General features: G+C 70.7%; 15 protein-coding genes. 7 read left to right on the forward strand and 8 right to left on the reverse strand.

From position 1 onward, the window contains the following. Positions 1–83: 83 nt before the first annotated feature. Both pyrE and G6N75_RS07875 read left to right on the forward strand, forming a co-directional pair. Positions 84–731 (forward strand): orotate phosphoribosyltransferase, encoded by a 648-nt coding sequence (gene pyrE / locus G6N75_RS07870; protein ID WP_165347802.1) that lies wholly within the window; start codon positions 84–86, stop codon positions 729–731. A gap of 28 nt (positions 732–759) precedes the next feature. After that, entirely contained in the window at positions 760–1362 is a 603-nt protein-coding gene (locus tag G6N75_RS07875) for a DUF4124 domain-containing protein (protein WP_165347803.1), read from the forward strand. 21 nt (positions 1363–1383) lie between these two features. Here the strand turns inward: G6N75_RS07875 and dut are convergent, their stop codons facing one another. Both dut and coaBC read right to left on the reverse strand, forming a co-directional pair. Beyond that, the gene (gene dut / locus G6N75_RS07880; RefSeq protein ID WP_165347804.1) at positions 1384–1839 is read right to left on the reverse strand and encodes a dUTP diphosphatase; all 456 of its coding nucleotides are present in this window, start codon (positions 1837–1839) and stop codon (positions 1384–1386) included. Next, a complete protein-coding gene (coaBC, locus tag G6N75_RS07885; protein WP_165347805.1) occupies positions 1811–3025 on the reverse strand; it encodes a bifunctional phosphopantothenoylcysteine decarboxylase/phosphopantothenate--cysteine ligase CoaBC in 1215 nt (404 codons plus the stop codon). Before coaBC ends, dut begins: the two co-directional genes overlap by 29 nt. Positions 3026–3116: 91 nt before the next feature. On the opposite strand from coaBC, the gene radC reads away from it, so the two are divergent. The 3 genes from radC (at position 3117) to rpmG (ending at position 4309) form a co-directional block, all read left to right on the forward strand. After that, the gene (gene radC, locus G6N75_RS07890; RefSeq protein WP_165347917.1) at positions 3117–3791 is read left to right on the forward strand and encodes a DNA repair protein RadC; all 675 of its coding nucleotides are present in this window, start codon (positions 3117–3119) and stop codon (positions 3789–3791) included. Positions 3792–3905: 114 nt separating this feature from the next. After that, positions 3906–4142, forward strand: coding sequence for a 50S ribosomal protein L28 (gene rpmB, locus G6N75_RS07895; RefSeq protein ID WP_165347806.1), 237 nt, complete (start codon positions 3906–3908; stop codon positions 4140–4142). A gap of 11 nt (positions 4143–4153) precedes the next feature. Continuing rightward, positions 4154–4309: a 50S ribosomal protein L33 gene (gene rpmG, locus G6N75_RS07900; protein WP_165347807.1), complete on the forward strand. Its 156-nt coding sequence runs from the start codon at positions 4154–4156 to the stop codon at positions 4307–4309. A gap of 14 nt (positions 4310–4323) precedes the next feature. Here rpmG and G6N75_RS07905 read toward each other — a convergent pair whose 3' ends face one another. Beyond that, on the reverse strand, positions 4324–5517 hold the full coding sequence (locus G6N75_RS07905; RefSeq protein ID WP_165347808.1) for a fatty acid desaturase: 1194 nt from the start codon (positions 5515–5517) through the stop codon (positions 4324–4326). Positions 5518–5613: 96 nt separating this feature from the next. Between G6N75_RS07905 and mutM the strand changes: the two genes are divergently transcribed. Together mutM and G6N75_RS07915 are read left to right on the forward strand one after the other, a co-directional pair. After that, on the forward strand, positions 5614–6432 hold the full coding sequence (gene mutM / locus G6N75_RS07910) for a bifunctional DNA-formamidopyrimidine glycosylase/DNA-(apurinic or apyrimidinic site) lyase (protein ID WP_165347809.1): 819 nt from the start codon (positions 5614–5616) through the stop codon (positions 6430–6432). 23 nt (positions 6433–6455) lie between these two features. Continuing rightward, positions 6456–8219: an ATP translocase gene (locus G6N75_RS07915; RefSeq protein ID WP_165347810.1), complete on the forward strand. Its 1764-nt coding sequence runs from the start codon at positions 6456–6458 to the stop codon at positions 8217–8219. On the opposite strand, the gene G6N75_RS07920 is transcribed toward G6N75_RS07915, so the two are convergent. From G6N75_RS07920 to rsmD, 5 genes are read right to left on the reverse strand one after another with little or no spacing between them, the layout of a single operon-like run. After that, positions 8122–9849 carry a metallophosphoesterase gene (locus G6N75_RS07920; RefSeq protein WP_165347811.1) on the reverse strand — a complete coding sequence of 576 codons (1728 nt, stop codon included), beginning with the start codon at positions 9847–9849 and terminating at the stop codon, positions 8122–8124. The genes G6N75_RS07915 and G6N75_RS07920 overlap by 98 nt on opposite strands. A 10-nt stretch (positions 9850–9859) precedes the next feature. Then, complete coding sequence (locus G6N75_RS07925) at positions 9860–10393, reverse strand: hypothetical protein (RefSeq protein ID WP_165347812.1); 534 nt, start codon at positions 10391–10393, stop codon at positions 9860–9862. A 17-nt stretch (positions 10394–10410) separates the two neighbouring features. Then, positions 10411–12102: a gamma-glutamyltransferase gene (ggt, locus tag G6N75_RS07930; RefSeq protein WP_165347813.1), complete on the reverse strand. Its 1692-nt coding sequence runs from the start codon at positions 12100–12102 to the stop codon at positions 10411–10413. Then, on the reverse strand, positions 12102–12596 hold the full coding sequence (gene coaD / locus G6N75_RS07935; RefSeq protein ID WP_165347814.1) for a pantetheine-phosphate adenylyltransferase: 495 nt from the start codon (positions 12594–12596) through the stop codon (positions 12102–12104). The genes ggt and coaD overlap by 1 nt, the downstream gene beginning before the upstream one ends. Further along, positions 12593–13210 carry a 16S rRNA (guanine(966)-N(2))-methyltransferase RsmD gene (rsmD, locus tag G6N75_RS07940; RefSeq protein ID WP_165347815.1) on the reverse strand — a complete coding sequence of 206 codons (618 nt, stop codon included), beginning with the start codon at positions 13208–13210 and terminating at the stop codon, positions 12593–12595. The genes coaD and rsmD overlap by 4 nt, the downstream gene beginning before the upstream one ends. Positions 13211–13259: the final 49 nt, after the last annotated feature.

The raw sequence follows: 13259 nt of genomic DNA on the forward strand, positions 1-13259 counted from the left end.
AGAGCTCGGGCCCGGCGTGTATGATACCTGTCGGCGCAACATCGGCCGCGGCACCCCCCCGGCACGCCTTCTCGGAAACCCTTATGCAGGACTACAAGCACGCCTTCATCGAGCTCGCCCTGGCGCGCGGCGCCCTCAGGTTCGGTCGCTTCACGCTCAAGTCGGGCCGCGAGAGTCCGTACTTCTTCAATGCCGGGCTGTTCAACACCGGCGCCGCCCTGGCGGAGCTCGGCGCCTGCTATGCCGACGCGATCGTGGCCGCCGGGCTCGAGTTCGACGTGCTGTTCGGGCCCGCCTACAAGGGCATCCCGCTGGCCACCGCGGCGGCGGTCGCCCTGGCGGAGCGGCACGGGCGCGACGTGCCCTGGTGTTTCAACCGCAAGGAAGCCAAGGATCATGGCGAGGGCGGAAACCTGGTCGGCGCGCCCCTGCAGGGCCGCATCCTGGTGATCGACGACGTGATCACGGCCGGCACCGCCATTCGCGAGTCGATCGGCATCATCCACGGCGCCGGGGCGGAGCCCTGCGGCGTGGTGCTGGCCCTCGACCGCCAGGAGCGCGGCCAGGGGGAACGGTCGGCGGTGCAGGAAGTCGAACAGGACATGGGGCTGCCGGTCAGCAGCATCATCACGCTGGCCGACCTGCTGGCGGACCTGGCGGGCCGGCATGATGCCGATGCGGCGCAGCTTGACGCGCTGCGGGCATATCGGGAACGTTATGGGGTGGCATGAAGGCATGGCGGCACGGCGGAGCAGCAAGATGAGCACCAACGGCGACTTCGGGACAGGCACCAGGCCGGGCCGGCGATGGCTCGCGTTCGCGGCGGCTGCCGTGCTGGCGCTGGCGGCCGGGGATGCGCTGGCGGCCGGCGGCAAGATCTACCGCTGGGTGGATGAGAACGGCAAGGTGCATTTCGGGGACGCGATCCCGCCGGAATACTCGCGGCAGCAGCACGAGATAGTGGATCCGCGCGGGGTGCGCACCATCGTCAATGAGCAGCGGGAACCGGCCCCGGCCCGTAGCGATCGCGACCGCGCCCTCCTGGCCACCTACGGCACGGTGGAGGAAATCGAGGAGATCCGTGACCGCCGTACCGGCTTCCTGGATGCCCAGAACGAGGTTGCGCGCGACCGGCTCAACGGCCTGCGCATCCGCCGGCAGGAACTCGAGGGCAGTGAGACGGCAGTGAACGAGCTCGCCACCGTGAACCAGCGCATCGGCGAGTACGAAGAGGAGATCGCCCGGCGCAGCACGGAAATCGAGCGCATCCGGTCCGACTTCGAGGAGGACATCCGTCGCTTCCGCGAGCTGAAGGGGCTGCCCGAGGCCGCACCGGCGCCCGAGGCGACCGGGTCGCTCTAGCCGCAGCCAGCGGCCGCCAGGCTACTTCCGCCCCGAATGTCCGAAGCCGCCGGCGCCCCGCGCGCTGGCTGCGAAATCCTCGACCACCTCGAAGCGCGCCCGTACCACGGGGACGATGACCATTTGCGCCAGCCGCTCGCCGGGTTCGATGGTGAAGGGCGCATGGCCGCGGTTCCAGGTCGAGACGAAGACCTGCCCCTGGTAATCCGAGTCGATCAGCCCGACCAGGTTGCCGAGCACGATGCCGTGCTTGTGGCCCAGGCCCGAGCGCGGCAGCAGCACGGCGGCCAGGCCCGGATCGTCGAGGTGGATCGCCAGCCCGGTGGGCACCAGCTCCGTCCGCCCAGGCTCCAGCACCAGCGGGGCGTCGATGCAGGCGCGCAGGTCGAGCCCCGCCGAACCCTCGGTGGCGTACTCGGGCAGCGGAAACTCGTGCCCGAGCCGCCGATCAAGAATCTTCAGCTTGATGACCTGCACGCATCCTCTCCGCGATCAGTTCCACCAGTTGCTTCGCCAGCACGCGCTTGGCCCCGCTGCCGAGGTCGCGCTCGCCGCCCGGCCAGAAAGCGCGCAGGGCGTTGTCGTCGCGGTCAAAGCCGCGGTCGGGCCCGACCGCGTTGGCGGCCACCAGGTCCAGCCGCTTGGCCTCGAGTTTCTGCCGGGCGTTCGCCTCGAGGTCGTGGGTCTCGGCCGCGAAGCCCACCACGAAGGGGCGCGGCGTCGCCGCCGCCACGCCCGCCAGGATGTCGGGATTGCGCACCAGGGCCACCTGCAGCGCCTCCTCCCGCTTCTTGATCTTCTGCCCGGCCGGCTCGGCCGGACGGTAGTCGGCCACGGCCGCGGCGCCCACGAACACGTCCGTACCCGGCAGCTCCGCCTGGACGGCCGCCTGCATCTGCGCCGCGGTCTCCACGCCGATCACCCGGACGCCGGCCGGGGCCGGCAGCTCGACCGGCCCGCTCACCAGCACCACCTCGGCGCCTGCCGCGCGCGCCGCCGCCGCCACCGCGTAGCCCATCTTCCCGGAACTGCGGTTGCTCAGGTAGCGCACGGGATCGAGCGCCTCGCGGGTGGGCCCGGCCGTGACCAGGACCCGGCGACCCTGCAGGGAACCGTCGCCGTCCTCGGCCGCGAGAGCCGCGGTGAGCTCGGCCGGCTCCAGCATCCGCCCGGCGCCGGTCTCGCCGCAGGCCTGGGCCCCCTCGGCCGGCCCGAGCACGCGCACGCCGCGGCTCTCGAGGCGCGCCAGGTTCTCGACGGTGGCGGGATGCGCCCACATCTGCCGGTTCATGGCGGGCGCGACCCAGAGCGGCGCGGCGGTGGCCAGGCACAGGGTGGCGAGGAGGTCGTCCGCCAGCCCGGCCGCGAGCCGGGCCAGGAAGTCCGCCGTGGCCGGCGCCACCAGCGCCAGGTCGGCCCAGCGCGCCAGCTCGATGTGGCCCATCGCCGCCTCGGCCGCTTCGTCCCACAGGCTGTCGCGAACGGGGTGGCCGGACACGGCCTGGAAAGTCAGCGGCGTGACGAAGCGGGCTGCCGCCGGGGTGAGCACGACGCGAACCTCGGCGCCCTGCTCCCGCAGCCGGCGTACCAGGTCCGGCGCCTTGTAGGCGGCGATGCCGCCGGTGACGCCGAGGAGCACGTTTTTTCCAGCCAGACTGCCCATAAAGGCTCCATCCCCCGCTTGCGGCCCGCAGCTTAACCTGTCTGACCATCGATTTGGCAACCCAGCAGACAGGCGCCAACCCATGCCCCACCTGCCGATCCGTGAGTGGCCGGAGAACGAGCGGCCGCGAGAAAAGCTGCTGGCGGGCGGCCCGGGGCGGCTGTCGGACGCGGAATTGCTCGCCATCTTCCTGCGCACCGGGGCCCGGGGGCGCAGTGCCGTCGACGTCGCCCGCCAGCTGCTGCTCGGCTTCGGCGGGCTGCGCGGCCTGCTGACCGCCGACCGGGCGGCGTTCTGCGCCTTGCCGGGGCTCGGGCCGGTCAAGTACGCCCAGCTCCAGGCCGGGCTGGAGCTGGCCCGGCGACACCTCGAGGAGACCGTGCGCCGCGGGCCGGCCCTGGGCTCGCCCGACGCGGTCCGGACCTTCCTGCGCGCCCGGCTGCGCGACCTGCCGCACGAGGTGTTCTGCTGTCTCTACCTCGACAACCGCAACCGGGTGATCGCGTTCGAGGAACTGTTCCGCGGCACCATCGACGGCGCCAGCGTGCACCCGCGCGAAGTGGTCAAACACGCCCTGGCCCGCAATGCCGCCGCCCTGATCCTGGCCCACAACCATCCATCCGGGGTCGCAGAACCCAGCCAGGCCGACGAGGTCATTACCCGCCGGCTGAAGAGCGCCCTCGGGCTGGTGGACATCCGGGTGCTGGACCACCTCGTGGTGGGGGACACCGGCTGCGTGTCCTTCGCCGAGCGGGGGCTGCTCTAGGGCGCCGCGGTCCCGTCCGGAACGTCGGCCCGGGCCTTGCACCGCGGCAGGCGCAGCGGCATAATGCCCGACTCTCCACCGGCCAGGTAGCCGGTTTTTCGAGGAATTACAGTCATGTCGCGAGTATGCCAGGTCACCGGCAAGGGACCGATCACCGGGAACAACGTGTCCCACGCGAACAACAGGACGCGCCGGCGTTTCCTGCCCAACCTCCACACCCATCGCATCTGGGTGGAGAGCGAGAAGCGCTTCGTGCGCCTGCGGGTTTCGCAGCAGGGCCTGCGGATCATTGACCGCAAAGGCATCGACAGCGTCCTGGCCGACCTGCGCGCCCGCGGCGAGAAGGTCTGAGGAGCAGCACCATGCGTGACAAGATCAGGCTCGTTTCCAGCGCCGGCACCGGGCACTTCTACACCACCACCAAGAACAAGCGCCTGCACCCCGAGAAGATGGAGGTCATGAAGTATGACCCCCGGGTGCGCAAGCACGTGGCGTACAAGGAAGCCAAGATCAAGTAGGTTCCCGGCCGGCTTCAGGCCGTCCTGAGCCGGTAGCCCCGCAGCGAGTCGGCGAATTCCTGCAGGGAGCGAATCCCGCTGGCCTCGGCCTGGGCGCACCACTCGCGGAACTGGGCCAAGAGCACCTCGTTGCTGCTGGCGCGGCCGCTCCAGATCCCTTTCAGCCGCTCGCGGAATTCGTGCACCGTCGCCAGCGCCTGGCTGTGCGCCAGGACTTCCTGCAGGCGCCGCCGCGCCGCCGTGTCCAGGAGGGCGCTCTCCCGGACCAGCAGCCGCCGCAGGCGGCCGGCCCGCTCGGGCAGCCGGGCCCGCAGTCCCGCCAGCTCGGTGCGCAGGGTGGGCAGCGTGACCTGCCGGGTGTAATCGCGCATTACGTGCATGCGGGCGACGACTACTGCGCGCAGGTTCTCGAGGTCGCCCTCCGTGGTCGCCGGCAAGCGGGTCGGCCTCGGCGCGGTGCGACGGACCTTCGCCAGCCCCAGCGCGGACAGCACGCGCAGCATCGCCCACCCGATGTCGAATTCCCAGGGCCGGATGGAGAACCGCGCCGAAGACGGATAGGCATGGTGGTTGTTGTGCAGCTCCTCGCCGCCGACGAACAGGCCCCAGGGCGTGATGTTGCGCGAGGCGTCGGCGCACTCGAAGTTGCGATAGCCGGCATAGTGCCCGACGCCGTTGATGATCCCGGCGGCGAGCAGCGGCTGGGACACCAGCTGGACCGCGATCATGATGATGCCCGGCACGCCGAACAGCAGCAGGAAGGCCGCCACCATCAGCGCGATGCCGAGATAGGTGTGACCGCTGTAGACCTTCCGCTCCAGCCAGTCATCGGGCGTGCCGCGGCCGTACTTGGCCAGGGTTTCCGCATTGGCGGCCTCGGCGCGGTACAGCTCCGCGCCCTCCAGCAGCACCTTGCGCAGGCCCTCGACCTGCGGGCTGTGCGGGTCGTCGGCCGTCTCGCACCGTGCGTGGTGCTTGCGGTGAATCGCCACCCATTCGCGCGTGCTGATGCCGGTCGTCAGCCAGAGCCAGAAGCGGCAGAAATGGCGCAGCGCCGGGTGCAGGTCCACCGCCCGGTGCGCCGCGTCGCGATGCAGGTAGAGGGTCACCGCGAAGATCGTGACCTGGAGCATCAGCAGCGAGGCCAGGACGTACCCGAGGGGCGACAGGCCGAGCAGACCGTGGTAATGAGTGACAATAAAATCCATTCGCGGTCTTCCACCGTATTGAGAATCGTTTGCGGGACTATAGAGACTCGCCACCCCGAAGTCACTTCGGCCAACCCGAGTCGCCACCAACGCCCCATGCCTGAGCTGCCCGAAGTCGAAACCACACGCCGCGGCGTCGCCCCCTGGGTCGAGGGCCGCGTGGTCACGGGCGTCGTACTGCGCCAGCCGCGCCTGCGCTGGCCGGTGCCGCGCACTCTCGCGCGCCAGCTGCCGGGGCGGGAAATCCTGGCGGTGCGCCGGCGCGCCAAGTACCTGCTGTTCGAGGCCGAGGGCGACCGGACCCTGATGCTGCATCTCGGCATGACCGGCAGCCTGCGGGTCCTGCAGGCGCCGCGTCCGCCGGGGCCGCACGACCATCTCGACCTGGAACTGGCGGACGGACGCATGCTGCGCTTTCATGACCCGCGCCGCTTCGGCTCGGTCGACTGGGTGGCGGGCGACCCGCTGCAACATCCCTTGTTACGGGACCTGGGGCCCGAACCGCTGGGACCCGGCTTCGACGCCGATTACCTCGCCGACGCCTGCCGGGGCCGCCGCACGGCCGTCAAGCAGCACATCATGAACGGGCGCACCGTGGTCGGCGTGGGGAACATCTACGCCAGCGAATCGTTGTTTCGCGCCGGCATCCACCCGGCGCGCGCAGCGGGCCGCATCGGCACGCCGCGGCTGGGGCGCCTGGTGAGCGGGATTCGGGACGTGCTCGAAGCCGCCATCCGCCAGGGCGGCACGACGCTGAGGGATTTCGCCTGGGGGGAAGACCAGCGCGGCTACTTCAAGCCCGAGCTCGCGGCCTACGATCGCGCCGGTGAGCCCTGCCTGCGGTGCCCTGGCACCATCCGCCACGTGGTGCAAGGCCAGCGCTCCACGTATTACTGTCCCCGGTGCCAGCGATGAGCCAAGAGTGACGAGCCCCTGCCATGAGTTTGTTTAACTTCTCCCGCCTGACACCCTTCGAGCGCCTGCTTTCGGGCCTGACGGCCGTCCGGCCGGGCGAAGGCCGCGGCATCTTCCTGATGCTGGCGCAGATCTTCCTGCTGATGTTCGGCTACTACCTGCTGCGCCCGCTGCGCGAGGCCCTGATTCTCGCCGAGGGCTCGCCGGAGGTGCGCGCCTACGCCACCGGCGCGGTCGCGCTGGTACTGATTTTCATTATTCCGCTGTACAAGATGCTGTTCGATTACCTCAAGCAGGGCGGCCGGAAGTCGGCCGTGCTGCGCTGGGTCGGCAGCTTCTTCATCACCAACCTGCTGTTTTTCGCCCTGCTGGTGTGGCTCGACGTGCCCGTCGCCGTGCCCTTCTACATCTGGCTCGGCGTGTTCAGCGTGATGGTCGTGGCGCAGTTCTGGGCCTTCGCTGCAGACCTGTTCAACGTCAAGACCGGCCAGCGGCTGTTCGCCCTGATCATGGTCGGTGCCGCCCTCGGCGCCTGGCTCGGCAGCCAGGTTGCGGGCACCCTGTTCGCGCTGCTGGGCACGCCGCGGCTGATGCTGCTGGCGGCCCTGCTGCTGAGCGGCGCCCTGTATCTCAGCCGCAAGGCCGAGCGGGCGGTACCCGAGGGCTCGCGCAGCCTGCCGACCCGAGCTGTCGCCAGCGAGCCGGCCGGCCTGGCGCAGGTGCTCGCCGGCTTCCAGGTCGTGCTGCGCAGCGGTTACCTGCTGCGCATCGCGGTGTTCGTGCTGCTCCTGAACTGGGTCAATTCCACCGGCCAGTACATTCTCGCCACCTTCGCCAGCGAGTACGCGGGGGAGGCCGTCGCGGCCAGCGCCGGCGCGCTCACCATCGGCGAGGTGCTGGCCCGCTTCTACGGCAACTTCTACGCCTGGGTCACCGCGCTGCAGATCGGGCTGCAACTGTTCCTGGTGTCGCGAATCTTCCGCTGGGTCGGGGTGCGCGGCGCGATCCTGGTGCTGCCGCTGGTCATGCTGGCGAGCTACGGCCTGATCTACCTCGTGCCGGTGTTCGCGCTGGTGCGCCTGATGATGATCGCCGAGAGCGCCGCGAACTATTCGATCCAGAACACCACCAACCACGCCCTCTACCTGCCCGTCACGCGGGACGAGAAATACATCGGCAAGACCACGGTCGACACTTTCTTCGTCCGCTTCGGCGACCTGGTCTACGCGGGCATGATCCTGCTCACGGCCGAGCTCCTGGGCCTGGATGTAGGCGCCATCACCGCCATCAACATCGGCCTGTCAGTGGTGCTGATCTACCTGGGCACCGCCATCGGCCGCCACCACCGCAAGGAGATCCGCCAGAACCTGGCCAACCTCCCGCCGGTGGTGAACACGCGCTTGCCCGATGTGTACGTGCCGGCCGGCCAGATGCTGGTCTTCACGGTGCCCGAGCATGCCTTCATGGACCCCGACCCGGGCGATGCCCTGCGCTTCCAGGCCGGCTGCGCGGACGGCAGCCCGCTGCCCGGCTGGGTGCGCTTCGACCCCTTCAACCACAGCTTCACCATACGGCCGCCGGCGGGTGAACAGGACACGCTCGAGATCACGGTGTCGGCCACCGACTTCGAAGGACTGAGCGTGGAGTCAGGCTTTTCGATCAGCTACGGGCCGGACCCGGTGCCGCGCTTCATCGCAGTCCCCGGAGCGCCTGGGCCCGGCTCACCAGGGCATCCAGCTGCCGCCGATGCAGGTACGGTCGCAGCGGCTCCAGCTGCTCGGCAGTGACCCGCGCAAGCGCGGCGTCCAGCTCCGGCGTCAGCTGCACCTGCGCGTCCTCGAGCATCGCCGGAACGCCGCGCTCGGTGCCGAAGGCGCGGCTGTGGTCGATCAGCCAGACCTGGTGGCGCTCGTCGTACAGCACGTTGCCCAGGTTCCGGTCGACATTGAAAATCAGCAGGTCGAACACGTTCATCAGGTTGAACTGGGCCGCGATGCTGCAGCCGGTCTGCAGCGCCATGCCCCGCTCGCGCCGCTTGCCCTCGTGGAAGCTGTCCGGCAGCCAGTACTGCAGGGTGCCGGCTTGCCCGTCGAGTTCGCGCGTGACTGCCACCGGGACCATCTCGAGACCCAGCATCCGGTCCAGCCGGTAAGCGACCAGGTCGTAGATGTGGCGGTCCGCCCGGTCGGCCGCGCGCGACCAACGCCGCGTGCTCTCCAGGCCCGGATCGGTGTCGACCGTCTTGAACACGCCCTGCATCACTTTCCCGTCCCGCTCCAGCGTCAGGCGCAGCGGGCGCGTGACGCCCTCGCCCAGCTCCTCGACCCGGGTGACCGGCGCCGTCCGCAGGAAGTCCTCGATCTCGGCGTCGCTCATGCCGTAGGGCCGGTCCCACAGCCGGGCCGGCTCGGCCTCCACCACGCGGGACCCCTCGCCCGGGTAGTGGGCCAGCACGGTGCCGTCGCTGATGTCCAGGGCGACGGCCCGGCCCTGGTAGGCGGCGCGGTTCATGCCGGCGTCGACGCGATAGACCATCCCGCCGAGGCGCGAGGTCGCCCGGCGGCTCTCCGTCGGCGTGTGGCCGATGACCACGCGAGCCGCGCCGAGTTCCTCGAGGATCCCGCGCAGCACGGGCGCCTCGGCCCAGGCGTGGCAACGCGCGTTGCCACGGTACCAGGCGACGCCGTCCGGATGGAACGGCAGTCCTTCGAGCGCCTCCGCCGGCAAGCGGTCCCGCAGCTCGTGGAAGGTGGTCTCGTCTGCGACCACGCCGGCGGCAAGCAGCGCGTGCCAGCCCTCCGTCACCGTGCGCAGGTCCTCTTTCGCGCCGGTGTTGATCGCGGCGAGCGACAGCCCCTCGACGCGCGACGACAGCCCGCCGTGCACGAACAGCGTGTCGTTGATCACGATGGCAAAGGGCAGCGACAGCAGCCAGCGCCCGTAGGCGCCGTCAGGCCGGAAAGCCGCGCGGCGCTCGAAGAAGCCCGCCGGGAAGCCGGTGCGTGTCGCGGCGCCGAACTGGGCGTAGTCTCCTTGGCTGACATAGCGCAGGTCGTTCACCAGGCTCATCACCTCGTGGTTGCCGAGCAGCACGTGCACTGCTCCGCCCGCCGCCGCGGCCTCCTGCTGCAGGCGCATCAGCAGGTCCATGACCTGGCGGCCGTAATCGCCCCGGCCGAGCAGGTCGCCCATGGAGACGAGGTGCGTGGCGCCGCCGGCCCATCGGCCCTCGGCATCGACCAGGCCGACGTCTGCCAGCAGTGCCTGCAACTCCTCGTACGCACCGTGCACGTCGCCGACGGCCACCACGCGCTCGACGCCCTCGATGCGCCAGGATTCAGTCGCGACCGCCGGCAGCGCGGCGAGCAACCAGCAGGCGAGAACCGGCCAGGCCGTCTTCAGCAGTGACGGGCGCATGCGCTTTCCCTCAGTCGAGCTCGGGATGGCCCCACGGCGCGGGCGGCGCGGGGACCGGGGCCGACAGGTCGAATTCCACGCGGAACAGGCGTCCCGAGGGACGCGACAGCTCGTAGACGAAGCGCCCGACCGGCGTGATCTCCAGCGCCCAGGTGTTCTGCACCGAGGCGGTCAGCCCTTCGCGCTCGAACAGCCGCACCGAGTACTCGTCCGCCGGGAACTCCTGGCGCCACGGCATGCCGGGGTCCACAGTGTCGCCGCCGTACTGCGTGACCGCGTCCTCGCTGCCGTCCTCGTGGCGATGATCGTGCTTCAGCCGGAGGCCCTGGGCGGTGCGGGTCAGCACCCAGGTGCGGCTGCGGTCGTCGCCCACGTGGAAGGGGATCTTCAGCTCGGTGGCCGAGCATTCGCGGACGTGCATGACCAGCGCCTGGTCGGCGAAAGGGTCGTCCGGCTGGGCCGGGTCGTTGGCGACGATGCGGCCGGCGAAAGCCTGCCCGCAGTAGCGGGCGATGCGGGCCATGAAGGCGTCGGGCGGATTCATTGCTGCTCCCGTGGTGCTCAGTAGGTCCAGATCTCGACTTCCGCCCGCGGGTCCGTGGCCGCTTCCACGCGCCGGTCGGCGAAGTCCCAGGTGACGACGTTCATGTTGCCGTACCGTCGCCGGCTCTGCTGCAGCACGTGGCCGCGCCGGTCGAGCTCGGCGAGCTCCTCGGGCGTGATCGCGCCTTCCTCGTACAGCACCCGGTCCGGCCGGTACTGGTGGTGATAGCGCGGCAGGGCCGTCATGGCCGCCGCATCGGCCCCGTCCAGCCAGGCCAGGGTCGAGAGCAGCACCATGCTGATGATACGGCTGCCGCCCGGCGTGCCGAGGATCGCGACCCCGCGCGGCGACTCGAGAAAGGCCGGCGTCATGCTCGAGAGCATGCGCTTGCCCGGCGCAATGTCGTTGGCGTCGGCGCCGACCAGCTGGTAGAGGTTCGGCGCGCCCGGCTTGACCGCGAAGTCGTCCATCTCGTTGTTCAGCAACAGGTCGAGGCCAGGCACGGCGAAGCTGCTGCCGAACCAGCCGTTGATGGTCTGGGTGACGGCTACCCGGTTGCCCTCGGCATCGATGATGGAGAAATGCGAGGTGTGCTCGCCGCCGTCTTCGCTGATGAGCGGGGCGAAGCTCGCGCTCGGCGTGGCGCGGTCGAGGCGCAGGTTCGCGCGCAGGCCGGCCGCGTAGGCCGGGTGCAGCAATGTTTCCAGCGGCATGTCGACGAAAGCGGGATCGCCGAGCCAGGCGCGGTCGCGGAAAGCGCGGCGCAGGGCCTCCGCCACCAGGTGCTTGCGATCGACCGCCGCCAGCTCGACATCCGACCAGGGCTCCAGCAGGTTGAGGGCCTGGATCATCGCCACCCCGCCCGCCGAGGGCGGCGGCGGCACCACCAGCCGCAAGCCGCCCGGGTATTCGGCCACCAGGGGCTCGCGCTCGATGACGCGGTACGCGGCCAGGTCCTGCAGCGACCAGATGCCCCCGTGCGCCCGCACGGCGGCGACCAGCTGCTCGGCGATCTCGCCCTGGTAGAAACCGGCGCCGCCCTCGGCGGCCAGCCGCTCCATCACCCGGGCAAGGCCGGGCAGGCGGACCAGCGTGCCCGGTTCCGGCACCACGCCGTCCGGCAGGTAGGACTCGGCACCGGGCCACCGGCGCAGCTGCTCGGCCTTGAAAGTCAGGCCCAGGTGCATGCGCCCGTACAGGGGGAACCCCTCCCGCGCCAGGCGGATGGCCGGCTCGAGGTTCCGCGCCAGCGGCAGCCGCCCGTACTGTTCGCTGACGTGCGCCAGGGCCGCCGGCGCCCCGGGAATGCCGGCGGCCAGCGGGCCGTTGAGGGAGAGGCCGGGCACCGGCTCGTGCTGCTCGTCGAGGTACATGTCCGCGGTCGCTTCGCCCGGCGCGGTCTCGCGGGCGTCGACCACCACCTGGCGGCCGTCCTCCGCCACATGCAACAGCCAGAAGCCGCCGCCGCCCAGGCCCGAAGAGAATGGCTCGACCACGCCGAGCGCGGCGCTCACCGCCACCGCCGCGTCGAAGGCGTTGCCGCCGGCCTTGAGCACCTCCATGCCGGCGCGGGTCGCCAGCGGATGGGCGCTGGCGATGGCCGCCTGGCCGGGGGTCGCCGGCGCCTGGCCGAAGGCCGCACCGGCCCAGGCCAGTAACAGGAGGGCACAGCCGGCGAGCCCGCCGCGCGTTCGGAACTGCCCGGCCATCACGGGCCGCCCGCCCCGGCACGGCGCCGGCGCAGGGCTTCCTCCACCACCGGGTGCACGAAGCGCGACACGTCCCCGCCGAGCAGCGCGATTTCCCGCACCATGCTGGAGGAAATGAAGCTGAACTGCTCCGTCGGCGTGAGGAACACGGTCTCCACCTCGCCCGCGATCTGGCGGCTCATGGTGGCGAGCTGGAATTCGAACTCGAAATCCGACACCGCGCGCAGGCCGCGCACCATGACGTCGAGGCCGTGCTCTTCCGCGAACTTCACGGTCAGGCCGCTGTAGCCCCGGACCTCGACGTTGGGAATGTCGGCCAACACCTGGCGCGCCAGGTCGACCCGCTCCTCGAGGCTGAACAGCGGCGCCTTGGCCGGATTGGCCGCGATCGCCACGACCACGCGCTCGAAGATCGAGGCGGCGCGGCGAATCAGGTCCTGGTGGCCGTTGGTGATGGGATCGAAGGTGCCCGGGTACAGCGCCGATGTGCTCATGTCTGCCCTGTGGTCTGCGGCTCGAGTCGCGCCAGATGGTAACGCACCTGGCCTGCCGCGGCGCTACGCGCCAGCGTCCAGCCCGGCGGCAGGGCCGGCGGCGCCACGGCCGCCTCGTGCTCGAAGTAGATCGCGCTTCCCGGCCCGACCCAGCCCCCCTCTGCCAGGCGCTGCAGCACGGGCGCCAGCAGCCCCTGGCGATAGGGCGGGTCCAGGAACACGACGTCGAAACGGCTGGCCGGCCCCTCCAGGTAAGCACCCGCATCCATCGCGACGGTATGGCCGCGCTCACAGCCGAGCAGCGCGAGGCTCTCGCCGAGCTGGCGCAGCACGGCGGGCGAGCAGTCCACGAACACCACGCCGGCCGCGCCGCGCGACAGCGCTTCCAGCCCCAGCGCACCGCTGCCGGCGTAAAGATCGAGGCAGCGCGCGCCCTCGATGACCGGCGCCAGCCAGTTGAACAGGGTTTCGCGCACGCGGTCGGGCGTGGGCCGTACCCCCTCGACCGGCGGGACCGGGAGGCGGCGGCGACGCCACTCCCCGCCGATAATGCGGAAGCTGCCCGGCGGAGGGGTTTTCGCGCGGCTGCGACCCCGACTGTGTGATCTCGCCATGCAGCAAAGTTAAGGCCTTGAAACGACTACGACAACCGGCGTAGGCTTG

The organism is Thioalkalivibrio sp. XN8, assembly GCF_011058255.1.
GTDB lineage: Bacteria > Pseudomonadota > Gammaproteobacteria > Steroidobacterales > XN24 > XN24.